Origin of the sequence: Cytobacillus oceanisediminis, assembly GCF_007830235.1 — a bacterium.
Classification (GTDB): Bacteria; Bacillota; Bacilli; order Bacillales; family Cytobacillaceae; genus Cytobacillus; species Cytobacillus oceanisediminis.
Map to the genome: position 1 here is coordinate 180,651 of NZ_VLKI01000006.1, position 24,144 is coordinate 204,794.

Below are 24,144 nucleotides of genomic sequence, written 5' to 3' on the forward strand. Positions count from 1 at the left end.
TAAGCGTCCTCAATAAACACCTCGTCGTAAGAAAATGCGAATGCATTTTCGAGGAGCTCGTGCCTTCCGCTCCAATCAACAGGGTGCTAAAAAACAACAATAAGCTTTAACAGAGCCAAAAAATTAAATAAGGAGGTTTGCCCATGCTTGTTTCTGAAATTGATATGATCACACCTTCCTCTCTTTCTGAATGCCTTGCATTTCTTGCCCAAACGAATAAAAAACATAAATTGCTTGCAGGCGGAACAGATGCAACAGTAAGGATGAAGGAAGGAAATTGGCGCCCTGAGGTTTGGGTTAATATAAAGAACTTAAAAGAACTGCGCTATATCGAAGAAAAAGAAGGCTGCATCCATATCGGCCCCTTAACTACACATACAGACATTGTCCGATCTCCCCTGCTTCAGAAAAAAGCGGATGTTCTGGTTGAGGCGTCCCGCGAGGTTGGGGCTACGCAAATGCAAAATATGGGAACAATCGGCGGCAATATCGGAACTGCTTCCCCGGCAGGAGATACAATCCCGGCTTTATATGTCCTTGGAGCCATACTAGAAATCAGCTCCTTAGACACCAAAAGGCTCGTTCCCATTGAACAGTTTTTCACTGGTCCGGGAAGGACTGTTTTAAGAGTGAATGAAATGATTACGAACATCTTGATTCAGCCGCAAGTGCCAAACGAGATCGGTATTTTCCAAAAGCTCGGCCCCAGGAAAGCCCAATCTATTTCTATTGTGAATGTCGCGATTTCCTTAAGAATGATCGAAGGCCGGCACTGCCAAGGCGGGAAAATTGCTTTTGGAGCGGTCGGCCCAACGATCATCCGTGCAAAAAAATGTGAATCCCTTCTTTCCCAGGGACCGCTGACAGAAGATTTAATCCAGAATATCGCCAAGATTGCCTGGAAAGAAGTCATGCCAATCACAGATGTCAGAGCGACTGCAACCTATCGGCGGGATATGGCGAGTGCTCTGCTGGAAAGAGGATTATACCGATTGATCAGGAGGTGGGAAAATCGATGACCGATAACCAAACCAATCCTGAATCCTTTAAGTGGGTTGGAAAAAGAGTCAAGAGAATAGACGGCCCTGAGAAAGTAACAGGGGAATTAAAATATATGACGGATTACCATTTCGATAACATGGTATGGGGAAAAGTATTACAGTCCGAATATCCACATGCAAAAATCAACCATATTGACACGGAAGAAGCCAAAAAGCTTCCTGGAGTAATATGTGTTTTGACACACAAGGACATTCCCGGATTTAACGGATTTGGAATCGTAGTGCCCGATCAGCCAGTCCTTTGCTCTAAGGTGGTCCGCTGCACGGGCGATGCTGTTGCGCTTGTGGCAGCAGAAACCCTGGAAATTGCCGAACAGGCTCTCTCTCTAATTAAAGTGGATTACGAACCATTGGAGGTTGTGGCAGATGCAGAGCTTGCTATGACACCTTCCGCTCCCCGGCTTCATCCTGACGGGAATATTCACAGTCAAGTAATCATCAAAAATGGGGATACCGAAAAAGCGTTTCAGGAAGCAGATATTATTGTTGAAAATACCTTTTATTCCCCGCGGCAAATGCACGCTTTTATTGAGACGGAAGGCGGGTGGGGAGTTATGGATGAGGAAGGATTTATTACGATTCGCTGCCCAGGCCAGTATGCATACCGGGACCGGATGCAGATTGCCCGTTCGCTTGCCTATAATCCTGAACGCATTCGGGTGATTTCCAGCCCTATTGGCGGTGCTTTCGGCGGGAAAGATGAAATAACGGTTCAAATTTATCTTGCGTTATTAGCCATGCATACGAACGGCCGGCCTGTTAAAATCCATTACAGCCGTGAAGAGTCGGTGATTGCCGGAATAAAGCGGCATCCTTTTAAAGTCCAGATGAAAACAGCGGCCAAAAGTGACGGAACACTCCTTGCAAACGAGGTTAGGGCAGTTGGTGATACGGGCGCTTATGCTTCCCTTGGCGGAGCTGTTATAGCACTTGCCATAGAACATTCTTGCGGCCCATATAAGATTCCGAATGTTGATCTAGAAGGATTTTGTGTTTATACAAATAATGGAATTGCAGGGGCTTTCAGAGGTTTTGGCGTTAATCAGGTTTGCATGGGTATCGAAACCCATATGGACATGATTGCAGAAAAACTGGGTGTTGACCCAATAGAGCTGCGCAAAAAAAATGTTTACCATCAGGGTGAAGTTTCAAGTGTTGGGCATGTCGTCAAATCGAGCGTCGGGACTTTTAAGACACTGGAAACAGCGGAAAACTGCGACTTGTGGAGGAACAGAGAAAAGTATAAAACCGAAGTAAGTGAACCCTGGAAAAAGAGAGGCGTCTCATTGGCTACCTCCTTCCACGGGATCGGAATGGGAATCGGCCTGCCGGACTATGGTGCAGCATCAATCGAATTGCTGCAGGATGGGAAATTTCTAGTTGGTGTGGGGTGTGAAGAAATCGGTGGAGGCAACAGTACCGTCTATGCCCAGGTGGCTGCGGAAATACTCAACTGTGATATTTCAAATATTCATGTGGTTCAGGGTGACACTTCCCGCACATTGGATGGAGGCACCGTCACTGCCTCGCGTTCTACCTATACAGGCGGCCGCGCCGTAGCCACTGCTGCCCCCAATATGGTGAAACTGCTGACGCAAACAGCAGCAGAAATGCTTAATTTACCTGCTTCTAAAGTAACAATCAACACAAATTATATATCAGCAGAAGGAAAAAAATTAACCTATCAATCCATCTATCAATACCTTTTTGATAATCGTAAAACTACTAGGGTTGAAGGGCATTTTTACCTTCCCAAAGAAAAAGAAGGGATCGAAGGATCAGGCGGAGCTCCCCATCATTTGTACGGCTATTTAACTCATGTCGTGATGGTTGAAGTAGATACGCTCACTGGAGAAACGGATGTCCTTCGTGTCGTTTCCATTCCGGATGCAGGAAAAGTGATGAACCCGCAGGGACTTGAAGGGCAAACGGAGGGCGGAGCCGTTATGGGGATTGGCTATACACTTTTTGAAGATATTTTGATTGAGGATGGCTATCATAAAACCCGCAATTTTACTGACTATATCATTCCAACGATTCGGGAAACCCCTCTAATAGAGACCTTCCCAGTTGAGGAAGCGGAAGCAACAGGACCTTTTGGGGCTAAGGGGATCGGTGAGGTAGTGATGATTCCGATTATCGCCGCCATTATGTCGGCAATCCATGATGCAACAGGCGCTAGAATTTATCATTTGCCCGCTACCCCTGAAAGGGTATTTAACGCGTTAAAATCTCTTAAAAATAAAAAGACCCAATCTGCAAGGTGATCCAATTGATGAACCCTGATATGTATAAAAAACTAGAAGATACGATTAAAAGCCGAAAAGATATTTTCCTGCTGACAATTACCGATCATCCGGACAGCAAGCTGATCGGATCCAAAGCACTGCTGCATACCGATGGAAAACTATTTACGAATTACCACCTTCCTGCTAATTTAAAACAAAGATTAATTGAAAACTGCGATAAATTCATACGCAAAAAACACTCGGGTTCAGTTAGATTTTTCAGCAATGATGCATCTGTAGAATGCTTTGCAGAATACTTCCCAGCCCCTCTTCACCTCATCGTCGCAGGTGCGGGCCATGTTTGTGAACCGATGGCTGAAATGGGAAAAATGCTCGGTTTCTATGTCACAGTCATTGATGACCGGCCTGAATTTGCTAACAGAATTCGTTTTCCCGAAGCGGATGAGGTAGTTTGCGAATCTTATATAAACTATTTCAAGAACATAGACATTACGGATAAAACTTATATCCTTCTTTTGACCAGAGGGCATAAATTTGATGTTTTAAGTTTAACCGAACTTTTAAATCGCAATGAACAGCCTGCTTATATCGGGATGATTGGCAGCCGCAGGCGAATCTCCGGAGTTTTTGAGGAGATCCGCCAGGAATACCCAAATGAAAGCTTTGATCATCTTTATACTCCTGTCGGCCTCGATATTGGTGCAGAAACACCTGCCGAGATTGCGGTCAGCGTGATGGCCGAAATTTTAAAAGTTAAAAATCAAAAATCTGGCAGCTCCTTGAGCGAGAAAATCAAAAAGTATGCCAAAAAAGGTTTTCATGAGGGGGGCGGCACATGGAACAAATGCACCTCATAAGGCGGTCTCTGGAAATCATGAAAGGGGGTGAAAAAGCCGCACTGGCAACCATTATCCGTACGAAAGGGTCTACTCCCCGAAAAGCAGGAAGCAAAATGATTGTTTACCCTTGCGGAAGAATTGAGGGAACCATTGGGGGAGGCTGCGGGGAGGCAGAAGTAATAGAAAAAGCACTTGAAGTGATTAAGACGAACAGGCACAGCCAGCAGCGTGTCGATCTCACAAAAGGCCTCTTTTATGAAGATGGCGGAATATGCGGCGGCATTATGGATGTCTTTATTGAACCACTGTAATACTTTTTTATCAGATTTATGGTGTTAAACCGATTTCGCGGATAAAACGGAATTTTCACGGTTTATATCAATTTTTTCCCGGATAAGTTTATAATTAATTATTTCTCGGAGATGAATTAAGCTATTTTAACAGTCAAATTGTACTTTCCGCCTATTAATCCAGAAATTAAACAGAGTTCCTATTATAAAATTTTATATTTTAACAAAAAATATTGAATCTTTATCGGTTCTAGCTTATTTGCACTAGGACTTGCTGACCTCGGAATGCAAATTTAAGCAAGGAGTGATCATACATGTCGATGATTGAAAAGGATTTAGGGTCCGGTCTCCCTCCCTCCTCCCAGGCAAGCCTTTTAGAAAAGATTTTTAAGCTGTCTGAACGGAAAACGAACGTAAAAACAGAAATTCTCGCTGGCATTACTTCATTTATGACGATGAGCTATATTATTTTCGTGAACCCGAGCATATTGGCTGATGCAGGAATTCCCAAAGAAGCTGCATTAGCTGCAACCATTTATGCAAGTGTATTTTGTACACTTTTAATGGCACTTTGGGCCAACTTCCCTGTAGCAGTTGCACCGGGAATGGGATTGAATGCATTTTTCGCTTATACGGTTGTGCTGGGGCAGGGACTATCCTGGCAGACAGCCTTAGGTGCAGTTTTTATATCGGGTATAGTGTTCCTAATCCTGACCGTTACCGGTATCCGGCAAAAAATAGTCGACGGCGTCCCCGGTGTGCTGAAATCAGCCATAGGAGTCGGTATTGGTTTATTCATCGCCTTTATTGGCCTGAAAAATGCTGAGCTTGTCGTAGCAAATGAAGCCACTTTCGTGGGCCTTGGAGATATCACAAGCACAGGTCCCCTCCTTGCTCTATTCGGACTGATTACTGCTGCTCTATTAATGGCTAAAAAAGTGAAAGGCGCCCTTTTGATCAGCATTTTGGGCACTAGCGTATTGGCCATGATAGTAGGTTTTATCGCCTATCCAAAAGCTATCAGCGATGTTGCTTCTCTTTCATTGCCCAGCATGTCTCAGACTTTTATGGCAATGGACATCATGGGGGCAATTCAATATGGTATTATTTCTGTCATTTTCTCCTTCACTATTGTTGAATTATTTGATAATTTAGCCACATTGATCGGATTATCCAAAAAAGCCGGCCTTACAGACGAAAACGGCAAAATCGAAAACCTTGACCGCGCCCTTCAGGCTGATGCGGTTGGAACCATGGCCAGCGCAACTTTTGGAAGTACAGCTCTAAATGCATACGTCGAAAACGCAACCGGTATTTCCGAAGGAGGGCGTACAGGTTTAACCGCTTTAATAGTCGGTTTGCTATTCTTTCTTTCACTTATCTTCGCTCCGTTAATCTATTTCATTCCATCCGTAGCAACCGCGCCTATACTCATTCTCGTCGGAGCCTTAATGCTTAGTGAAATTAAGCATATCAGCTTTGATGATTTTACAGATGTCATACCCGTATTTTTAACAATTGTTTTAATGCCACTAACCTTCAGCATTGCGCAGGGTCTGGCTTTTGGCTTTATCTCTTATACTCTATTAAAGCTTTTAACAGGCAAGCGCGATCAAATCCACTGGATTATGTATTTTGTCAGCGTAGCTTTTATAATCAACTTTATCATGGGCGGCCATTAATTTTAGGCTCTGTTAGATTGGCCTGTTGATTTCCGCTCCAGTCGCTCAAGCTGTCGCGGGCGGTCCGGAAGCCTCCTCGGCGCATTCGCGCCTGCGGGGTCTTCCTTTGACTCGCTCCTCTTCGCTGGGCGTTGATTAAACATCCCCGAATTAACACCGCACGAAGGAAATGCGAATGCATTTTCGCGGGATTAGCACCTTCCACTCCAATCAACAGGGTGCCGAATACAACAATAAGCTTTAACACAGCCTAACTTTAAAAAGGGAGGAGTTTAAATGAAGCTAACATTGGAGGTTTTAAAAAGAAGAATTGACGTGGCAGTCAAAAGGACTCCTGCCGATCTCGTTATAAAAAATGGGAAAGTTATAAATGTTTTTACCAGAGAGGTACTCCAAGAAGATATAGCGATTGTTGATGGCTATATCGCAGGGTTGGGCAGCTATGAGGGGAAGCAAACCATTGATGCTGCGGGCAACTACATTGTCCCCGGTTTCATTGATGGGCATGTCCATATTGAATCCGCGATGGTTACGCCTGCTGAATTCAGCAATGTTGTCCTCCCACATGGTGTAACAACCGTTATCGCGGATCCTCATGAAATTGCAAATGTCAGCGGATTAGCAGGCATCGATTTCATGCTCAAAGCTTCAGAAGATATTCCGCTTGATGTGTTTATTATGCTTCCTTCTTGTGTACCCGCCACACCATTTGAAAACGCCGGTGCTGAACTAAGTTCCACGGATCTTGAAGACCTTTACGCCCACCCGAGAGTGATCGGTCTTGGCGAGGTTATGGATTATCCCGCCGTTATGCAAAATCATGAAGGAATGTTAAAAAAGCTTAAGGGCGCAAGCAGCAAAGCCAAGTATATTGATGGCCATGCGGCTGGACTGAATGCTGACGGCATCAATGTATACATGTCAGCAGGGATTAGGACCGACCATGAATGCATAAATGCTGAAGAAGCACTGGTTCGTCTTCGCAGAGGCATGCATGTCATGCTGAGAGAGGGATCTGCTGCCAGAGACTTAATCGCTCTCCTAAAAGCAGTCAACGAACAAAACGCACGACGCTGTTTATTTGTGACCGATGACAAGCATCTTGACGACCTTATGAACGAAGGAAGCATTGACCATAATGTCAGAATGGCTATAAACGAGGGCGTGGACCCCATGCTTGCTATCCAAATGGCCACTCTGAACGCTGCAGAATGCTTTGGTCTCAAGCATAAGGGCGCAATCGCTCCAGGTTATGAAGCTGATCTACTGTTTCTAAGTGATCTGAATACCGTCAATATTGATAGGGTAATGAAAAACGGAAAACTTGCAGCTGAAGGCGGAGCCATCAAACACCCAGCAAAGACCAATATGGCTCCAGCCCCTTCTATTATAGACAGTGTCAGGATTAATAGCTTAAATTTTGAGGATCTTAAAATAGACATTGGAGAAGGCAATGCCAATATGATTGGCATTATACCTAACAGTATAGTTACCAAACACTTGGTGGAAAAGCCGGATAGCCTTAATGGCTATTTCCAGCCCAACCCTGTAAAAGATTATTTGAAGCTTGCCGTCCTTGAAAGGCATAAAAACACCGGCAACCTTGGCCTCGGCATCATAAAGGGCCTGGGCATCAGCAGTGGTGCGATTGCTTCAACTGTTGCACATGATTCCCATAATATTGTCGCTGCCGCCACCTCTGACGAAGATTTGCTTGTGGCGATTAATCATACTGCAAAAATAAAAGGAGGCCTGGCTGTTGTACAGGATGGCATAGTCCTCGCTGACCTTGCCCTGCCCATAGCCGGCCTCATGACAGATCGGGATTCAGCCTTCATCTACGATCGGTTATCAGAATTGAATCAGGCACTGCGGAAAATCGGCTGCAGTATGCTCTTCAACCCTTTTCTGACACTTTCGTTTTTGGCGCTCCCCGTTATACCGGAACTAAAGCTGACCGATAAAGGATTGTTTTCAGTAAAAACATTCCGCCACATATCGGTTGCTGAACAGACTCTGCATTAAAAAATGAGGCCCGGATTAGCTCCCGGCCTCATTCTATTTTTTAGTAACTTGCTCATCGCCTAAAGACAATGCCGTCCACGCTGATTCGTCTGCAAAATACCGGCTCCAGCTTGCAACGCCGGCCAATTTGTATTTTCTTGCCAAATCAGCGCGTTTTTTCAGAGATAATTCATCTTCGAGCCATATCCTGTACGTGGTTTGATCTTCTTCCGAATAATGCTCCGCATAATTTTGTCCGCTTGCATGATCATAAGCTGGATTAATCTTGTTCTCGCTAAGCCATTCTTTTACTTTGTTCATGGATAAAGCCTTGGATGACACTTCTCCTGACTGTTTTTGTTCCCATAGCCTTGCATATAAAGGAACTCCCAATATTAGTTTTTCATTAGGTACTACCTCCAGAAGATTTTTCAGGTTTTCCTCCACCCACGGAATGCTCGCCACACTCCCTGCAACCGGAGAACTTCCCCAATGTTCATCATAAGCCATGACCACCATATAATCCGCTATCTCGGCAAGTTCATCCCGTTCATAAAAAGCTGACCAATTCCCGCTGGATGAAATGAACGTAATATCCATTGACACAATCAAACCAGCTTCATGAAAATAAGGGGTTGCTTCACGCACAAACTGCGTAATAAGGGGCCCATCCCCAGGGTTGACATTTTCAATATCAAGATTGATTCCGTTTAATTCATACAGCTTGCTGAAATGAAGCAGCTGGCGAATCATGTTCTGCCTTGTTTCGAAGGACTGGAACGCTTCATGGGTCAAAACCGGATCAAACGCATTTGAGAACAAGCCCCATACTTGGTAACCCTGCTGCTGTGCCCATCTTGAGAATTCAATCGAGCCGCGGTTCTTAATAGAGCCGTCTTCCTTAGAAAGTTCAAACCAGGTTGGAGATACAACATTGACGCCAGGCATCTTTGGAATCTGCGAAGTATTGGGATTATGTGAATAAACGGCTTCCCAGGTCAGCTGGATAGGCCCTTCAATTCTTGGCACAGGTTTCACCTCTTCCTCTAAAGCAATGGAAACATGCTCTGTCTTTCCTTTTACGATGTATTCTTTGTTTAGATAACCAGCTGTCCCGTCTTTTTTTCTAACAAAATAGTAATCTTCTTTAACATCCTCAACCAGAATTTCCTCTTTTGGAGAAACAGAAGCTGTATACGTTGACTGCAAACTGGCATCAGTGCGAAGGCGGAGCATTTCTTCATGAATTTTTTTATCAGCTACTTTTCCGGCAGCCAGCTCCTCTCCGTCTTTTTGCACCCATACAGTTCCTGAATCCGGAAGAATCGAATATGTTATCGGGTAATAAGTTAAAAGAGGCTCAATCGCCAGATATTTCTCTTCTCTATTTTGCTTAAAAACATTAAAATGCAGCTCGACTGGTTTCTCGTTTACGTAATAAGTAAGAGATTCAGAAGGCATCTGCACCACTTTATGTTTAGTTGCTATAATAATAGACTGCGATTTTTCGTCAAAAATGATATTCTCATCGATAAACCCGTTTAAAAAAGATAGCGGCAAATAAACTGCTTCTCCTTCAATAAGTGCATTGCCCTGCTGCTTTCCCTCAAATAAAATTGGATTTTCACCTTTAAAATAGGGTGCTTTTTCCTTTGAAGCAAAAGGATATATCAGCATAAACACACTGGAAAGCATCAGTATAAAAGCAAACAAAAGCCCTGCAAAAATAAGCTTTTTTGCTGGAGGCTTTTGCTGGTTTGTTTCAATATGAGCCATTGCCATTTCCTCCCTTATAACCATCGTATCGAAATGTTCAGAAAATGGGAAGGAAATTTAGAACGGCTGGCAGGTTCGCACTAATTTCTTGCCCCCTTATATAACGAAAGAAATATAAGAAAAGTTTGGATATTAGTGCAATTTAGCAACAATTCTCTTAATAGGTTGTAAATTGAGTGAGTTTTTGCAGCCTATAGGTAATATATTTTAAAGTCGGCAGCTTTTCATTCGATTTATAATCATTTGTATATACCGCTCCTTTATTTTCCCATAGCTTATGAAAATAAGCATCCACATCCTGCATGACTTTCGATTGTGCCGGAGCGATAATTTTCAAATCTGTTTCCAAATTCAGGTCATCCAAATTTCTTCTCGTAAAATTAGCTGACCCTGCAATTATAATGCTATTTCCTTTTCCAGTTATATACATAAGTTTCGGATGATATTGTTCAAAACCTGTGTTATACCAGCGGATCTTAATATTCTCTTGGCCGAGCTTGTCCAGTTCTGCTGCCACTGGGATATTAGGAAGGCCAACCTTTTCCGATCCAAATGCGTTCTGATTGGGATCGAGAATCATTTTAACCTTTACTCCCCGGTCAGCAGCATCTTTTAAGGCATTAACGACTCCCCGGTCTGCGAGATAAAACATGCCCAGCCAGATGGATTCACCTTGCTCCGCTTCATTAATCTCTTTGACAATATGTTTATATATTTTGCCTTCTGTCAGTACCTGAGCCTTCACTGAACTGTTTTCTCCTTTTGTCCGGGACTTAAAAGGTGGAAGATTGCCGGATGCAGAATAGTCCACAACTGCCTGTTCCGATTTAACCAGGTCAGACAAAATGGGCCCCTTCACTTCAAAGGCTATATTTGAATGGAACCCGCTGGCATTATGCGGATTCCCGGATGTAACAATCCCTGTTTTTTCTGTTACAAATACCTTTCGATGATTTGCTTTAATGTTCATAAGATCCAGATAGGAGCGGAATGTTACATCTGGTGCATTCTTGGCTAGCGGATTAGGAAGCCACCCTTCTCCGCTCTGGCCGAACCATTGTAAAAACACGCGCCAGAAAGCGGAATAGATAGGATTTGAATCCCTTAAAGGTATAAGTGCAGTATAAACAACATTTACTCCATTCTCTTTAAGTTCCTCAAGTTCCGGCACCCTATGAGATCCATAAGTGCTGTTTATGCGATCCGTAATAACAGTGATCTCCAGATCAGGGTGTTTTTGCTTTTGGGCAATAATTTTGTCCATTATCTTGCCGCTGATATTCGGAAAATCCTGATCGCCATCATGGTAGCCATTAAATAAAAACATATCCATCACAATGAAATCTTCTGCTTCTCCAATTGCTTCAGTTATCCGCTGAAATATCTGCTGATCACTTTCCCTCTTGCCATTTTTCTTTTCATAAGTAAGGTCATATAAAAATTGAATGTCTTCGACAGAGTAAACGTCCCCCTCGAAAGAAAGGCCATTTGGCAATGGTTTATTGCTTTGATAGATAATCGTTGCTGTTAAAATAAGAATCAGGCTCAAAATGGGAATCCATACCCTTTTTCTTTTAATAAAACCCTGAACCTTTTGCACTAAGACTCCCCCTAAAGTCAGATACCTATATATAGACCATTTTTGACCATCGTAAACGCTGCTATGCTTCTCAAAGCAAAATAAAAAGGCGGAAGATTGTGCCTCCGCCTTAAAAACTGTTCCATTGGCTTGGTTGCCATTTATCCTACAAGCTTAACAAGCATATGTGACAGCTTATGTTTCTCCTCTTCAGTGCCTACCTTCCAAAGTTCCTGAAGCAGCTTCTCTTCACGATTACGAGGTTCTTCTTTGGTAGATAAATAGTCTCCCACTTTTTGAGCTGTGTTGGCTAATTGTTCTTCACCCATGCCCATCTTTTTGCCCATTGAAACTTTTCCACTTAGATATTCTTTAAATTCACCAAAATTAGAAAGAATTTCTTCTTTCTTTTCACTTCCCATATTGTTAAGCTTTTGTTCCACGTTTTCTGCTTGTCCATTAGTATTATTCATGTTTTGTTCCATACTGCATCTCTCCTTTTAATGGGTTTGATTGCTGTGACAGTTAATAATTACCCTTATATTCCTATATCAAACAATTTGCAGAGAGTTTGAGCTTTAAGATATCGTTTAATGAAAAATATATGGATAACTTTTCATTTGCACATGGTATGCAGCTTTGCTGGCATGGTACAATATAGTAACGAAGAATGTGTGAAGGAGAGTTTTCATGATTTATGGAATTATTATCATTTTAGCTTATTTGCTGGGCTCCATTCCTTCCGGTTTAATTGTCGGGAAAGCATTTTATGGAGTGGACATTCGGGAGCATGGAAGCGGTAACTTAGGAGGAACGAATACATTTCGGACACTTGGCATCAAGGCTGGGATGATCGTTACAATAGCTGACATTTTGAAAGGTACGCTGGCAGCTGCTCTTCCTTTTTTCTTCGGATCGGACATGCATCCATTAATGGCCGGAGTTTTTGCAGTAGTCGGGCATATGTATCCTCTGTTTGCAGGATTTCGGGGTGGAAAGGCAGTCGCAACTTCAGGCGGCGTATTATTGGCCTATGTACCTCTTATGTTTCTGATTATACTGGGAGTTTTCTTTTTAAGCCTATACATAACGAAGTACGTATCATTATCTTCAATCATGGCTGCTATTGTCTCGATTATTTACGCGCTGATTATTTGGGATATACCCCTGATTATCGTTGTATCCATCCTTGGCTTCTTCGTCATATACAGACATAGGGCAAATATAAAGCGGATCAGGAACAAAACAGAACCTAAAATTAAATGGCTCGGTTAAAGCAAATCTAGAATAGTAAAAGCAGCAGAATTTTTTTCTGCTGCTTTTACTATTCTATTCGTGCAATACCAAATTCTTTTAAAGCCTGCATAAGATTATTGTACATTTTCACATGGTCAAAGCGGATCCCCAACGTGACGATGGAATGTGCCAGCTCGGGCCTCATCCCGGTTAAAGACACTTCAACCCCGGTCAGCTCAAGGGCATCAATAATTTTAAACAATTCTTGCGCAACCATCGTATCTACTACCAGGACACCAGATAAATCAACAATTAAGCAATTAACCTCCTTCTGGCTGCTTTCCCTTAAAGAGTGCTCCATAAGTTTTTTTGCCCTGTGTGTATCGATATCACCAATAAGCGGAAGTACAGCCACTCCATCCGTTATGGTTATAATTGGTGTACTTAATTCATCAATCATTTCCTGCTGGGAACGCATTCGTTTGACTGTATAAGCACTATATGATGCAGAAAATCCTTCTATTATTCCATCAAGGGTAGTATCTACCTTCCTTCCCAGCTTTATTGCTTCTGCAATCTCAATTTTATTTTCCAGAAAAAACTGCTCAAGATAATCCCAGAGTACATCTCGAAAAACATGAAATTGGGAAATGGATCTGGTAAGCCCTATATCAATTCTTGCCCTTCTTTCACCCGCTTCCCTGCCCCACGTTTCCAGGTTCTCATCATGCTCATGGGTAAGACTACTAGCAATGACTCTAATAAGTTCATGGTTGGAATCAATAAGCTCTTTTACAATTTTTTGCGGCATATGATTGGAAAAGATGGATGAGTCATCCTTCCCCCGCCTTATAGATAACCATTTTTCAGTGACGGTATCGCTATTTTCAAGAAGATAGTTTTTTAGTTTATCATTTGCTGTCATTCTTTTTGCTCCTTCAATGCCGTATCGTTTTGTTGATTCTAAGTTTTCAATAATATTATACTAGTTCTATAGACCTACACCTTATCATCTACCCTAATTTGAGACCTGCGAATTTTATTTATTTTTTTATACATAAATAAACATAATCTGATATCTTTCGCCATACATTAGTTTAGGGCTGTTAAATCACTTTTTACTTACCACAAAATGATATTTGTAAACTTTAATAAAAAGCTGTTTCAGCCAAAACACTTTTATAGTTAGGATGGTTAATAAATGTATTTAACAGAAAGTTTATTAGAAAAAATGCCGTTTCCCTATTTTTTAATAAATGGAAATTACGAGATTCTGTCTGCTTCCTTAAATGAAGATGATAAGTGGACAGGCCAATTATTTACAAACTTTTTGGCATCTGATGAAATTAGCAGCTTTAAAGTTCACTTAAACGGGAACGGATATACAGTATTAAAATTAAAACGAGGTAATAGGTACTTGCCTCATAGAATTTATCTGGTAGAAGAAGAAGAAAATCGCCATCATTTATTCTGTTTTCCTCTATCTATAGAAGACCAGGAATTCAAGAAAACTGCTGATCGTGTCGAAAAGAAGCTGCTGCAATTTAATCTTCAACTGATGGAAAAAAAGAAGTTCTTTGAAAAAACAGCAAAAGAAATTCATGAAGCTTCGCTCGAATCTGATTATATGGCCAACGTTGGGCAGCTTGCCGCTGGCATTGCACATGAGATCAGAAATCCCTTAACCACTGTAAAAGGTTTTATTCAGCTGTTAAAACCGTATTTAAACGAGATCGGCAAAGAGCAATATGCTGAAATTGCATTAGAAGAGATTAATCGTGCCAATGATATTATCTACGAATTTTTAAATGCCGCTAAGCCGCCGGAGAAGAAAAAAACAGAAATATCGCTCAATAAACTCATCAAAGAAATGACGATATTATTTGAAAGCGAAGGACATCTCCATAATATTGATTTTTCCATACAACCTTGCGATGTCATTCCATCAGTTTTTGGTGATAACAAACAGATTAAACAGGTATTGGTGAACATTATAAAAAACGCGTTAGAAGCACTTCAAAATGTTAACAGGTCAGATGCCAGGATCCGACTATCAGCTGAAACAAAACAAGCAAAAGCCTATATAATTGTCGAGGATAACGGTCCGGGAATGTCACAGGAGACTATTGACCAATTATTCGTCCCTTTTTATACAACAAAAGAAAACGGAACAGGCATTGGCCTGTCTATTTGCAAGAAAATTGTAGAGGAACATGGGGGCAACATACTCCTCTATTCTCAGCCTGGTGCTGGAACTGTATTTAAGATTGAACTTCCACTATTTTCAAACAAGAAAAATAGTTGATTAATTGTTCGTTAATTTGTCAAGAAATAAAAAAAATCCCCTTCGGTTAGATAGTAAACTAATAGTGGAACAAGAATTGTCTTAGCGGAAGGTGAGTCAAATGAAAAATACAGAAATGATAAAAGAGCAAAGCTATATCTTCACTACTTCTGTCACCGAGGCTTCTCCGAAAGAGGATTTTTTAGTTGAACTTTTTGAATTTTGTCCTAATATGAACTGTGATGGGTTACCAATAATAGTTGAGAAAGACTTTGATGAACTGATTGATTTCATTGAAGAAATGAAGATGAATTAAAAAAGCGATGCCATTCGGCATCGCTTTTGATCTATGAAAACCGTAAATCATAATTTTTTGGCTATGTTAAAGCTTATAGTGGATCTTGGTACTATGTTGATCGAAGCGGAAATCAACAGGAAAGTTTAACAGAGCTAAATTTTTAATAACTGAAAGCGGCCTCTTCCAAAGACATCTTCCACATAATCAAGCTTGGTGCTATCAAAATGTATATAGTCACGCTCATGGATAAGCACCTCGACCCCTTCTATCTCCAGCACTTTATCTTCACTTAACGGCTGCTCTTCCAGAGACAGCTTTAATTGAGGACCGCCTCAACCAATACCCATTGAAAGACGGACATACAATTGTTCCGCAGGCTTGCCTTTCTTTTCATTTTCAATGGCATTAAAAATCACATTAATTGCATTGGCAGTCATCTTAACATTTGATTCACCTCTTTTAAGATATTTTTCTTTATTTTACCCATGATTGAGTAAAAGAAACGACAAGAATCGCCATAAAAAAATAAATTTTAAAAATATAAGGAAAAATGTATAAATTTATATTATATTAAATTTAAGCCTATTGATATATTTTTATGCCTACACATGAAGGGGATTACTTTTATGAAAATAAAAAAAACATTATTGTTTTCCACACTTTTTTGCTCTGCATTAGTATTACTTTCATTCTTTTTGATTTTTAAAATGTATACAGAAAATAAAGCTGCTGCTGCAGCCAAAAAACCTGCTCAATTTCATTTCCAGGCCCGGGAATCTGTCATGGTAAGCAAAGGGCTAAAGGAGGAGGCAACTCTTGGGGCAATTGGCGATATTCTCATCCATGACTGGGTGTATAAAGATGCAAAAACACAAGCCAGCTATGACTTCAAGCCAATGTTCGAACATATAAAACCAATACTGGGAGAGCCTGACCTTCTTCTAGCGAATCAAGAAACCATTTTGGGCGGAACGGCCATTGGTGTTTCCAGTTACCCGATGTTCAACAGTCCCCAGGAGGTGGGAGATGCCCTGATGAATGCGGGAATTGATATTGTTTCAACAGCAAATAATCACTCACTGGATAAAGGTGAAGAAGGCCTTAAAGCTTCACTGGACTATATGGATCAAATTGGATTGCCCCATGTGGGAACAAGCAGGTCTGCAAACGAGCGGCAAACATTAAAAATCATGAATATAAACGGCATTAAAGCCGCTTATCTATCATATACCTATGGTACAAATGGCATTCCTGTCCCAAAAGGAAAAGATTATCTTGTTAATTTAATTGATAAACCTTTAATGCAGGAGGAAATTCACCGGGCTAAAAATGAAGCAGACATCGTTGTCATGAGCCTGCATTGGGGAAATGAATACCAGCTCCAGCCAACGGATGAGCAAAAGGAGCTGGCGAAGTATCTTGTTGATGAAGGTGTTGATATTATATTTGGCCACCACCCGCATGTACTCCAGCCCATGGAATGGATTGAAGCTAAAGATGGACGAAAATCCCTCATCGTATATTCCCTTGGCAATTTCCTGTCAGGCCAAATGCATGATTATAAAGATATCGGCGGCCTGGCAACAGTGCATATAACTAAATATATTGACCAAAAGGGCGTCAAAATCGAACTTTCCAATCCAAGTTTCTTTCCAACCTATGTGAGCAATAAACAGCTGAAAAATTATCGAATCGTCCCTTTAAAGGAAGCTGGCAGCTATGGGATGAAAAATGCAGAATCCAAGTACAACGAAATTCAGAAACATATGCTTGGAAAGCTGCACTAAAGCGCCTTGACCAGGCGCTTTTTAATGTGAGAAAAATGTAAAATAACCTATAGGTCAAAAGGGTGATGATGATGGACGTCTCTCATATGAAGAAAAAAGAATTTGTCTATTTACAGCTGAGCATTTTTCTGGCTGTTCTTCTGCTTTTTCAATTTAAGCTTTTTATTTTTGCTTTTCTCCTCACTTTTGCACTTATTCTTTTTTTAGTTTTTACTTCACGGCAAGAGCGTGTATTTTCCTGGACCATTGCCGCTTATTTGACCGGCAATCTTTTATTTTTGTATGGAGACAGGCTGCTTGATGAACTGCCTTTTCACACTTATATATTATTGATCCTTAACCGTGTTCTGTTAATAATACCTATCCTGCTTCTTATATATGTTAGTAAGAAATTTAATAAGTCTGCAAATCGCTATTGGCAAAAACCTAGCTGGGATGCCCGAATTTATTTTCCGTTTATATGGAGAGGGTTTCATTCGCTTTCAACTAAAGGATTTTTGATTATAGCTCTGATTATGAATAGCGTTATTTTAGCCCCTGCCATTTTATCAGCTGATATTCCTTTTGTGACTGATTTATTTGTATTCCTAATTGGCTTTTCCGTTGTAAATGCATTTATGGAGGAACTTTTATGGAGGGGTATTCTATTAACTAGGATGGCAGACCTGGCAGGAGAAAAAGCCGCTGTCATTTTCTCCGGAATTTCTTTTGGATTTTCCCATTTGATGCTTGGTTACTCTCTTGCTGTATGTCTCTTATTTGCCATAGGAGGGGTATTCTATGGAGCCATAACAGTCAAATCTGGCAGCATGATCCCCGCTATACTTTGGCATGCCGTAATCAACGTATTAATGATCCTTAGCGGCTTCATCCCATTTTCAGGATAAAAAAAGGAGTACTTGCAGTTTTTATGCAAGTACTCCTACTTTATCTTAGTGCGCTCCTCCGAAAATCATTTCCTGCAGAAAAATCATTCCGACAGAAAGCAAAACCAATACTGCCATCAACGGGACAAAAAGATTTTTATTTTTATGAAAAACAGAAACGAGGATAAAATACAAAAGTGCAGAAACTGCTACAAAGCTCCCTGCTTCTATTAGTTTTTTTACACCGCTGGTTTGGATAAACATCTGCAGGGCAATCCCCGCAAACAATATGGCACCCAAAAAATTAAAAAACCGATAGGAAATCATCTTATCACCTCTATAAAGAATTAAATGAATTACCATGAAACTTGGATGGACTGTTCAAATTGAATCATTCGCACTTAAATAAAATCTAGCCTATACTATTACTATCACCCAAGAGGAGGAGTTTCAAAATGAAAATACATATTAACGATCAGGCTGCCGCATGGTATCAAGAAGAAATGCTCTTAAACAAGGGTGACTACGTCCGCTTTTTTGCAAGATACGGTGGCTGCAGCACCGTCCAGCAGGGATTTTCACTGGGCGTCTCCAACGAACAGCCCCACAATGCAGGTGTACAAACTGAAAAAGACGGAATCACTTATTTTATAGAAGAAAAAGACCTTTGGTATTTCGATAATCATGATCTATTCGTAGAATTTAATGAAAAAGCGAAGGAACCAGAATTTAAATACGATAAGTAAGGACGGAAGCAGACCAAGTCTGCTTCTATTCTTATGTTTTAAATCAGTGACGTTTTTTCAGCGTGCCGCCTCGTCATTTCCAAATTCCTTAAATCGTTTTAAATGATCCATGAGCTGTTCCTTCTTTAAAATTTCTGCTTGTCTTTCACCGATTAAATCAAAGTGTGAGTAACCATCTTTTCGGCGGTCGATCCACTCTGGCTTTAGGCCATGTTTTTCACCCCATGCGATTAATTTCTCCATATCAGAACAGCCGACCTTTGTGACTGTTTTACATCCAGGGAAGCGATCATCAATCCAATAATGGGTCAGGAAGGCAATTTCTCCTTGGTCTATTTTCATTTTCCATTCACGAAGCTCTTTTTTCCGAAGGCCGAAAGCCATGTCATTCTCCATCCTTTACATAAACAGCAATCCACTATTAGCTTATAGCCTCTTCTGGCTGCTTTTTAACTTTTTCGTATGCTTCGTGCCAGTCCGGATACTTCTTTTTGATTGATATCGGGCGGAAGGAATCCTTTTTGACGCATACATGCTTCGAAGAGCCTGTGACAGCAAGCTCTCCCTCGTCATTAAAAATTTCATAGCCATAGCTGACACGGAAGCCGTCATATTCTTCAATCCATGTCTTAATTGTAGCTATTTGTCCATAACGGAGCGGCTTTTTGTAGGATGCCTGAATATCCAGTACTGGAGAAATGATTCCATCCTGTTCCATTTCGGCATAGCTGAATCCCAGGTCTTTAATGATCTGGGTCCGACCGAGTTCCATCCAAATCAGGTAGTTCGCATGATAAACGACGCCCATCTGGTCTGTTTCTGCATATCTGACTTCCACTTCTTTTGTTGATATTAACATTGCTAGTCCCCTTTTCTCATCTTATTTAAAGCTGTCTCGAAGTCCTCTCTCTCCAGTATGCTAACCTGCTCATGATCTTGATCGATGCTCAGTTCTGAAACCATTCTCATGGCCTGTGCCTGGATCACTTCATCCGCAAGGTTTGCAGCAAAACGGCCGTTCCCATTAATCGTTATTTCAGATAAGGTGCTCATCAGATAATCCTTTGCCCGCTCCGTTAGCCTGTATTCGTACTGGTCAGCGTAAGATACGATGATTTCCAAAAGCTCACCGGTTGAATAATCATTGAAATGAAAAAAATTTTTAAACCGGGATTTTAACCCTGGATTGCTGTTCAGCAGCCTTTCCATTTCATTTGGATATCCTGCTAAAACAACGACAAGGTTTTCATTATGTTTTGTCATTTCATCCACTAATGTATCAATGACTTCTTTCCCGAAATCTCCTGAAGTTTGGGATAACAGCGAGTAGGCCTCATCTATAAATAGAACGCCGCCCAAAGCTTCTCTTATCTTTTTCTTTGTTTTTATCGTTGTTTGGCCGACATAGCCAGCCACAAAATCTGCCCGGCTAGCAACCATTAGATGCCCTCTTTTCAGAAAGCCGCAATCCTTCAGCAGTTCTGCATATATTTTTGCAACTGTTGTTTTACCCGTCCCTGGATTCCCTGTAAATACGGAATGCAGTTGAATCGGTACGACAGGCAGTCCTTTCTCGCGACGTATCTGCTGCATTTTTACAAAAGAAACAAGATTCTTAACCTCTGCTTTAACCGTCTCGAGGCCAATTAATTGATCAAACTGCTCATGAGGATCCATTTGTTGTTCCTCATCTTCGCTTTCAAAATCTTCTTTCTCCAGAAGTGTATATGCCATGATGTTTTGATCGGTTTTTGATTGGGATCCTTTTTTAAAAATGGCATCCAAAACTATATTTCTGACAGTCCGGGCATTGCCAAACGTGTCATCCACCCGCTCTTTTTCAATCCGTTTGCCAAGCTCTATTTTTGCACCTTCTGTCAGAACATAGTCATTATCAGCGGCAAGCTTTTCTGCAATCAAGAGAAGCTCCTCATTTGAATAATCAGGCAGTGCAATAAAGTTTGATTCCGGAAAACGGCTACGCAAACCGGGATTGCTGTCCAGAAATTGCCTCATTTCTTCAGGATAGCCGGCCATAATAACCGCGAACTTGCCTCCGTACTCTGTCCCTGTCATGAGTGAAACGAGTGTATCGATTGCGGTTTGCCCGTAGTCGCTTCCAGTCTGTCCCTCCCGTTTTAAACTATAGGCTTCATCGATAAACAGAACTCCTCCAATTGCTTTTTCAACTGCTGACCTGACATTTTCTTCTGTTTGACCGACAAATCCGCCCACTAGCTGTGAGCGGTCAGCCTCGATTACCTCTTCACGCGGCAGTACACCAAGACTGTGGTAAATTTTAGCCAGAAGCCGTGCAATCGTTGTTTTTCCTGTTCCCGGATTGCCGGTCAATATCATATTAAGGCTAAGTTCATCTCTGGTTTGAAAACCAAGTGATTTCCGTTCATTTTGATATTTTAAGAAACGGTAAAAGTCATGGACCCTGCTCTTAACCGTCTTTAACCCAACCATTTCATTTAACTCATCCAGTGGATCTTTTTCTGAATCCGTTTCATCTTCATCAGCTTCAAAAACTTCTTTCCATTCTTCCTGTAGCTGTTTAATCTCCATGAGATGCTTTTTCATATCTGTGTAGTAAGTAGAAGTATGAAATACGCCAGAGATGGATTGTTCATATTCTTCTGATGCCTTTAAGAGCAAAGCTGTTTCTTCAATTGCTTTCTCTAGGATTGCAGAAAGTTTGTGATACTCAGGACCCTGATAAGCTTTAATTTTCTTATTGAGATCATCCTGCTCATCATCAGCCTTATTTATAAAACTGCGGCAAATTTCGATAAACTGTTCTGCCGTTTTCTTTTTTGCAGCCCTGTTGTCCGTTTCTCGGATCGGAGGAAAAGTCAGTCCCTCCAGAACATTTGACTTGGTTTTCCATTCTGATTTTCCCAATTGAGCAACAGCCTTAAGATTTTCAGGATCCAGATCGACTGCCTTTTGAAGCCACGCAGTCCCAAGATTATCGCCAATGAATTTATGGCATCTTGAAAGCCCTGCTAATGTTAATAATTCAGAAAGGAGCTTAGGCTCTTTCTCTTCATTCAAGTTTTTAATAAAATAAAGCAAATCCGCTTCATTCTGTATGTATCCCTTATAATCAAGTTCATTTTTCCATTCCTGAACCTGCTCATCGGCTGTTTTTTGCTGTCTATACTGTTGTGCCACTATTCATCACTTCTCTTCTTAGTTTCCACAACTTATCTTACCATATTTCTTCTCTAATCTATAAGGAAGCGCTCTTTTAAACTTTTTTTGAGATGAAAAGACCCAATCAAATTTGATCAGGTCTTTTCGGCAGATTTTTTATTAATAGTTGTCTTCGTTGTACCCGTTTTGCTGCGCCTGATATTCATCTTTTATCTCGGATCGGAGCGAAGCAAGGCTTTCGCGGCGGCGCTCATTTTTTGCTTCGATTCTGGCAAGGTCCTCGGCATTTGCAAACTTCATCGATTCCTCCGCTTCGTCCATATTTTCAATCGTATGGACAATCATGGATTGAAGCTTTTCTACATTATCGCTTCGGTCATCTGGATTGGGTTTGTTATGTGCCATAGTAAGTTCCTCCCTTACATGAGTGATGGTACAAAATTAGTTTGTGAATCAGCAGAAAATTTATCTGCGGAAAAGTGTGGGTATCTTGCCTTTAGAGAACTTGATTATCTATCCAAAAAAAACAGAAAACCCGCCGCAGGGGGAAGCGGCAGGCAAATTACCTGTTTATTATTCACCTTTTGTTTGTATCACTTGTGCATGCTTACCGGATGTATCCTGCATTTTCTTGCCTTTATTTCCGCCAAAACCACGTGATTGTGTGCCGATATGATTGGGAACAAAATGCTCCGGATGCCTTTTCGGATTGCTCATTAAAATCCCTCCTCATTTAAAGTATGGTCCGATGAAGAGGGTTTCATGAATGGGAAGTACTGCTATTCAGCTTTATCGAGACGCTTTTTTTCAAGGCGTTCTTCAATTTTATCCATTGCATCTTGATCCCTAAGTAATTGACGCTTATTTTCTAATACTAATTCAGCAAAGGAGCGCTTTCTAAGTTTTCTCATAAATCATTCACCTTCCTTTAACAACATTGTAACAGTCATTATGTCCAGAAACCGTTTAAATTATTACAACTTTTTGAAAATTTAATCCGCTAATTCATCATATGTGAAAAAAGTTCATATGTTTCATCATTTGAATTAATATTAACAAAACATTCAGAAAAATCAAGACTGTAAAAACTTCCTTTAAAACTTTTCCCAGTCTTATCGTCATTCAAACTTGCAGACAACCTTAACTACTTTGGAACTTATTTTTTTTCATATAAAAAAGCATCCCTCCCGTTAGCGGATGCTTTCATGTTACATTTCATCTGTATATTGTCTCATTATATCTATAGACATGGCACTTAAGTATTTATTCCTAATAATCCCTTTTTCATCAATAAAAAATGTCGTGGGAATCGTTAAGATTTGATATGCTTTTGCTGCTTTCTCTTCCTCATCCAGAAGAATTGGAAAATTAACACGCATTTCTTTGGCAAAGCCGGCCACATCATATTGAGGATCAATGTTAATAGCCAAAATGGCAATTTCATCCCCTTTTTCGGAATAGAACTTTTGGATATCCGGCATCTCAGCTTTGCAAGGAGGGCACCAGGTTGCCCAAAAATTTAGCATGACCTTCTTTCCTTCATAATCCGAGAGCTTCACCGTTTCTCCCTGAAGATTTTTTAATTCAAACTCAGGCGCCTTTAAGCCTATTCCAAGCCCCGTTTGATTTACTGGTTCTGTCTTTGTTTCATCTTTCTCAACTGCCTGAACAATGCCTGTCGTGACCAATACAAACAATACCGCTGCTGCAATCATCTTCTTGAACATACTGACATTCCCTCCAGCTAACAGGTTAAACAGCCTTTTGCTTTCTTGTTTGTATTGTAACCTAGAAAAGTAAAATAAATAAGGTTCTGAACAGCCAAAAAGATAACAGAAATGTGACAGTTCCATAAATAATCCCGCTTAACCAGCTTTGTACCCTATAATGGCTCTTTCTAATTCTCCATGCAATAAAGGCAAGGGCAAGAATAAGCCCTAAAACCAATCCCTTCGTTCCCCCGGAAAAATATAAAATTCCAATAGGGTTATTTATAATATTTTTTGTCTGGAAGAGAACTGAACTGAACTTGTATGTAAAAATACCGATTAAGACAGCATTGAAGATGTCATTTAAAAAGTCCTTTTTAAAATCCTCGTCTTTTTTCAAAGCCTGTCTTACTACAAAATAAGATATAATACCTGCCATCAAAATAAGAACCCATTTATACTTAATTAATAATGGTCCAAGCAAAAAAGCGCCCAATGTTAACCCTCCAATAAACTCATCTACAGCTAACATACCTAATCCCGTATCTTTTGTAAAATAAAAAACCGCCATGTGAC

26 protein-coding genes are annotated in these 24,144 nt (G+C 40.8%); 12 read left to right on the forward strand and 14 right to left on the reverse strand.

Translation table 11 applies throughout. The annotated features are described in order from the left end of the window. The first annotated feature begins 143 nt into the window (after positions 1–143). The 6 genes from IQ19_RS12765 to ade all read left to right on the forward strand — a co-directional run bounded on the left by IQ19_RS12765 (position 144) and on the right by ade (position 8,146). Positions 144–1,019 (forward strand): FAD binding domain-containing protein, encoded by an 876-nt coding sequence (locus IQ19_RS12765; protein ID WP_144542771.1) that lies wholly within the window; start codon positions 144–146, stop codon positions 1,017–1,019. After that, positions 1,016–3,328 carry a xanthine dehydrogenase family protein molybdopterin-binding subunit gene (locus IQ19_RS12770; RefSeq protein WP_144542772.1) on the forward strand — a complete coding sequence of 771 codons (2,313 nt, stop codon included), beginning with the start codon at positions 1,016–1,018 and terminating at the stop codon, positions 3,326–3,328. The genes IQ19_RS12765 and IQ19_RS12770 overlap by 4 nt, the downstream gene beginning before the upstream one ends. An 8-nt stretch (positions 3,329–3,336) precedes the next feature. Then, entirely contained in the window at positions 3,337–4,167 is an 831-nt protein-coding gene (locus IQ19_RS12775) for an XdhC family protein (protein WP_144542773.1), read from the forward strand. After that, on the forward strand, positions 4,146–4,460 hold the full coding sequence (locus IQ19_RS12780; RefSeq protein ID WP_144542774.1) for an XdhC family protein: 315 nt from the start codon (positions 4,146–4,148) through the stop codon (positions 4,458–4,460). Before IQ19_RS12775 ends, IQ19_RS12780 begins: the two co-directional genes overlap by 22 nt. Before the next feature lie 293 nt (positions 4,461–4,753). Further along, complete coding sequence (locus IQ19_RS12785) at positions 4,754–6,121, forward strand: NCS2 family permease (protein WP_144542775.1); 1,368 nt, start codon at positions 4,754–4,756, stop codon at positions 6,119–6,121. 276 nt (positions 6,122–6,397) lie between these two features. Further along, positions 6,398–8,146 carry an adenine deaminase gene (ade, locus tag IQ19_RS12790; RefSeq protein WP_144542776.1) on the forward strand — a complete coding sequence of 583 codons (1,749 nt, stop codon included), beginning with the start codon at positions 6,398–6,400 and terminating at the stop codon, positions 8,144–8,146. Between the two features lie 33 nt (positions 8,147–8,179). On the opposite strand, the gene IQ19_RS12795 is transcribed toward ade, so the two are convergent. The 3 genes from IQ19_RS12795 to IQ19_RS12805 all read right to left on the reverse strand — a co-directional run bounded on the left by IQ19_RS12795 (position 8,180) and on the right by IQ19_RS12805 (position 11,965). Next, the gene (locus tag IQ19_RS12795; protein WP_144542777.1) at positions 8,180–9,901 is read right to left on the reverse strand and encodes a glycosyl hydrolase family 18 protein; all 1,722 of its coding nucleotides are present in this window, start codon (positions 9,899–9,901) and stop codon (positions 8,180–8,182) included. A 157-nt stretch (positions 9,902–10,058) separates the two neighbouring features. After that, entirely contained in the window at positions 10,059–11,501 is a 1,443-nt protein-coding gene (locus IQ19_RS12800; RefSeq protein WP_144542778.1) for a phospholipase D family protein, read from the reverse strand. 140 nt (positions 11,502–11,641) lie between these two features. Beyond that, positions 11,642–11,965 carry a DUF3243 domain-containing protein gene (locus tag IQ19_RS12805; RefSeq protein WP_144542779.1) on the reverse strand — a complete coding sequence of 108 codons (324 nt, stop codon included), beginning with the start codon at positions 11,963–11,965 and terminating at the stop codon, positions 11,642–11,644. A gap of 205 nt (positions 11,966–12,170) precedes the next feature. On the opposite strand from IQ19_RS12805, the gene plsY reads away from it, so the two are divergent. After that, a complete protein-coding gene (gene plsY, locus IQ19_RS12810; RefSeq protein WP_144542780.1) occupies positions 12,171–12,755 on the forward strand; it encodes a glycerol-3-phosphate 1-O-acyltransferase PlsY in 585 nt (194 codons plus the stop codon). Between the two features lie 49 nt (positions 12,756–12,804). Here plsY and IQ19_RS12815 read toward each other — a convergent pair whose 3' ends face one another. Further along, the gene (locus tag IQ19_RS12815; protein ID WP_144542781.1) at positions 12,805–13,641 is read right to left on the reverse strand and encodes an STAS domain-containing protein; all 837 of its coding nucleotides are present in this window, start codon (positions 13,639–13,641) and stop codon (positions 12,805–12,807) included. Positions 13,642–13,917: 276 nt separating this feature from the next. Here IQ19_RS12815 and IQ19_RS12820 point away from each other — a divergent pair, with 276 nt between their 5' ends. Further along, on the forward strand, positions 13,918–15,021 hold the full coding sequence (locus IQ19_RS12820) for a sensor histidine kinase (RefSeq protein WP_144542782.1): 1,104 nt from the start codon (positions 13,918–13,920) through the stop codon (positions 15,019–15,021). 100 nt (positions 15,022–15,121) lie between these two features. Further along, the gene (locus tag IQ19_RS12825; protein ID WP_144542783.1) at positions 15,122–15,316 is read left to right on the forward strand and encodes a hypothetical protein; all 195 of its coding nucleotides are present in this window, start codon (positions 15,122–15,124) and stop codon (positions 15,314–15,316) included. Between the two features lie 134 nt (positions 15,317–15,450). Here IQ19_RS12825 and IQ19_RS28985 read toward each other — a convergent pair whose 3' ends face one another. After that, the gene (locus IQ19_RS28985; protein ID WP_277875339.1) at positions 15,451–15,576 is read right to left on the reverse strand and encodes a hypothetical protein; all 126 of its coding nucleotides are present in this window, start codon (positions 15,574–15,576) and stop codon (positions 15,451–15,453) included. A gap of 348 nt (positions 15,577–15,924) precedes the next feature. Here IQ19_RS28985 and IQ19_RS12830 point away from each other — a divergent pair, with 348 nt between their 5' ends. Beyond that, on the forward strand, positions 15,925–17,085 hold the full coding sequence (locus IQ19_RS12830) for a CapA family protein (protein WP_144542784.1): 1,161 nt from the start codon (positions 15,925–15,927) through the stop codon (positions 17,083–17,085). Between the two features lie 86 nt (positions 17,086–17,171). Next, a complete protein-coding gene (locus tag IQ19_RS12835; protein ID WP_158638767.1) occupies positions 17,172–17,972 on the forward strand; it encodes a CPBP family intramembrane glutamic endopeptidase in 801 nt (266 codons plus the stop codon). 45 nt (positions 17,973–18,017) lie between these two features. Here IQ19_RS12835 and IQ19_RS12840 read toward each other — a convergent pair whose 3' ends face one another. After that, on the reverse strand, positions 18,018–18,278 hold the full coding sequence (locus IQ19_RS12840; RefSeq protein WP_144542786.1) for a hypothetical protein: 261 nt from the start codon (positions 18,276–18,278) through the stop codon (positions 18,018–18,020). Positions 18,279–18,406: 128 nt separating this feature from the next. Between IQ19_RS12840 and IQ19_RS12845 the strand changes: the two genes are divergently transcribed. Continuing rightward, positions 18,407–18,697 carry a HesB/YadR/YfhF family protein gene (locus tag IQ19_RS12845; protein ID WP_144542787.1) on the forward strand — a complete coding sequence of 97 codons (291 nt, stop codon included), beginning with the start codon at positions 18,407–18,409 and terminating at the stop codon, positions 18,695–18,697. 57 nt (positions 18,698–18,754) lie between these two features. Here IQ19_RS12845 and IQ19_RS12850 read toward each other — a convergent pair whose 3' ends face one another. From IQ19_RS12850 to IQ19_RS12885, 8 genes are all read right to left on the reverse strand, one after another. Then, complete coding sequence (locus IQ19_RS12850) at positions 18,755–19,081, reverse strand: hypothetical protein (protein ID WP_144542788.1); 327 nt, start codon at positions 19,079–19,081, stop codon at positions 18,755–18,757. A 37-nt stretch (positions 19,082–19,118) separates the two neighbouring features. Further along, positions 19,119–19,556: an acyl-CoA thioesterase gene (locus IQ19_RS12855; RefSeq protein ID WP_144542789.1), complete on the reverse strand. Its 438-nt coding sequence runs from the start codon at positions 19,554–19,556 to the stop codon at positions 19,119–19,121. Positions 19,557–19,558: 2 nt separating this feature from the next. Continuing rightward, the gene (locus tag IQ19_RS12860; protein ID WP_144542790.1) at positions 19,559–21,877 is read right to left on the reverse strand and encodes an AAA family ATPase; all 2,319 of its coding nucleotides are present in this window, start codon (positions 21,875–21,877) and stop codon (positions 19,559–19,561) included. A gap of 141 nt (positions 21,878–22,018) precedes the next feature. After that, positions 22,019–22,264 (reverse strand): small acid-soluble spore protein Tlp, encoded by a 246-nt coding sequence (tlp, locus tag IQ19_RS12865; RefSeq protein WP_144542791.1) that lies wholly within the window; start codon positions 22,262–22,264, stop codon positions 22,019–22,021. Between the two features lie 168 nt (positions 22,265–22,432). After that, positions 22,433–22,576 carry an acid-soluble spore protein N gene (locus tag IQ19_RS12870; RefSeq protein ID WP_144542792.1) on the reverse strand — a complete coding sequence of 48 codons (144 nt, stop codon included), beginning with the start codon at positions 22,574–22,576 and terminating at the stop codon, positions 22,433–22,435. Positions 22,577–22,638: 62 nt separating this feature from the next. After that, positions 22,639–22,770: an FbpB family small basic protein gene (locus IQ19_RS12875; RefSeq protein ID WP_144542793.1), complete on the reverse strand. Its 132-nt coding sequence runs from the start codon at positions 22,768–22,770 to the stop codon at positions 22,639–22,641. A gap of 297 nt (positions 22,771–23,067) precedes the next feature. Beyond that, positions 23,068–23,586: a peroxiredoxin family protein gene (locus tag IQ19_RS12880; protein ID WP_144542794.1), complete on the reverse strand. Its 519-nt coding sequence runs from the start codon at positions 23,584–23,586 to the stop codon at positions 23,068–23,070. Between the two features lie 61 nt (positions 23,587–23,647). Then, positions 23,648–24,139 carry a prolipoprotein diacylglyceryl transferase gene (locus IQ19_RS12885; protein ID WP_242020987.1) on the reverse strand — a complete coding sequence of 164 codons (492 nt, stop codon included), beginning with the start codon at positions 24,137–24,139 and terminating at the stop codon, positions 23,648–23,650. Between the last annotated feature and the right edge of the window lie 5 nt (positions 24,140–24,144).

Coding starts and splice junctions, on each gene's coding strand:
- IQ19_RS12825 (WP_144542783.1), top strand. CDS start 15,122: ATGAAAAATACAGAAATGATAAAAGAGCAAAGCTATATCTTCACTACT.
- ade (WP_144542776.1), top strand. CDS start 6,398: ATGAAGCTAACATTGGAGGTTTTAAAAAGAAGAATTGACGTGGCAGTC.
- IQ19_RS12765 (WP_144542771.1), top strand. CDS start 144: ATGCTTGTTTCTGAAATTGATATGATCACACCTTCCTCTCTTTCTGAA.
- IQ19_RS12845 (WP_144542787.1), top strand. CDS start 18,407: ATGAAAATACATATTAACGATCAGGCTGCCGCATGGTATCAAGAAGAA.
- IQ19_RS12840 (WP_144542786.1), bottom strand. CDS start 18,278: ATGATTTCCTATCGGTTTTTTAATTTTTTGGGTGCCATATTGTTTGCG.
- IQ19_RS12805 (WP_144542779.1), bottom strand. CDS start 11,965: ATGGAACAAAACATGAATAATACTAATGGACAAGCAGAAAACGTGGAA.
- IQ19_RS12785 (WP_144542775.1), top strand. CDS start 4,754: ATGTCGATGATTGAAAAGGATTTAGGGTCCGGTCTCCCTCCCTCCTCC.
- IQ19_RS12835 (WP_158638767.1), top strand. CDS start 17,172: ATGAAGAAAAAAGAATTTGTCTATTTACAGCTGAGCATTTTTCTGGCT.
- IQ19_RS12780 (WP_144542774.1), top strand. CDS start 4,146: ATGGAACAAATGCACCTCATAAGGCGGTCTCTGGAAATCATGAAAGGG.
- IQ19_RS12770 (WP_144542772.1), top strand. CDS start 1,016: ATGACCGATAACCAAACCAATCCTGAATCCTTTAAGTGGGTTGGAAAA.
- IQ19_RS12815 (WP_144542781.1), bottom strand. CDS start 13,641: ATGACAGCAAATGATAAACTAAAAAACTATCTTCTTGAAAATAGCGAT.
- plsY (WP_144542780.1), top strand. CDS start 12,171: ATGATTTATGGAATTATTATCATTTTAGCTTATTTGCTGGGCTCCATT.
- IQ19_RS12830 (WP_144542784.1), top strand. CDS start 15,925: ATGAAAATAAAAAAAACATTATTGTTTTCCACACTTTTTTGCTCTGCA.
- IQ19_RS12850 (WP_144542788.1), bottom strand. CDS start 19,081: ATGGCTTTCGGCCTTCGGAAAAAAGAGCTTCGTGAATGGAAAATGAAA.
- IQ19_RS12795 (WP_144542777.1), bottom strand. CDS start 9,901: ATGGCTCATATTGAAACAAACCAGCAAAAGCCTCCAGCAAAAAAGCTT.
- IQ19_RS12880 (WP_144542794.1), bottom strand. CDS start 23,586: ATGTTCAAGAAGATGATTGCAGCAGCGGTATTGTTTGTATTGGTCACG.
- IQ19_RS12875 (WP_144542793.1), bottom strand. CDS start 22,770: ATGAGAAAACTTAGAAAGCGCTCCTTTGCTGAATTAGTATTAGAAAAT.
- IQ19_RS12870 (WP_144542792.1), bottom strand. CDS start 22,576: ATGAGCAATCCGAAAAGGCATCCGGAGCATTTTGTTCCCAATCATATC.
- tlp (WP_144542791.1), bottom strand. CDS start 22,264: ATGGCACATAACAAACCCAATCCAGATGACCGAAGCGATAATGTAGAA.
- IQ19_RS12775 (WP_144542773.1), top strand. CDS start 3,337: ATGAACCCTGATATGTATAAAAAACTAGAAGATACGATTAAAAGCCGA.
- IQ19_RS12855 (WP_144542789.1), bottom strand. CDS start 19,556: ATGTTAATATCAACAAAAGAAGTGGAAGTCAGATATGCAGAAACAGAC.
- IQ19_RS12820 (WP_144542782.1), top strand. CDS start 13,918: ATGTATTTAACAGAAAGTTTATTAGAAAAAATGCCGTTTCCCTATTTT.
- IQ19_RS12885 (WP_242020987.1), bottom strand. CDS start 24,139: ATGGCGGTTTTTTATTTTACAAAAGATACGGGATTAGGTATGTTAGCT.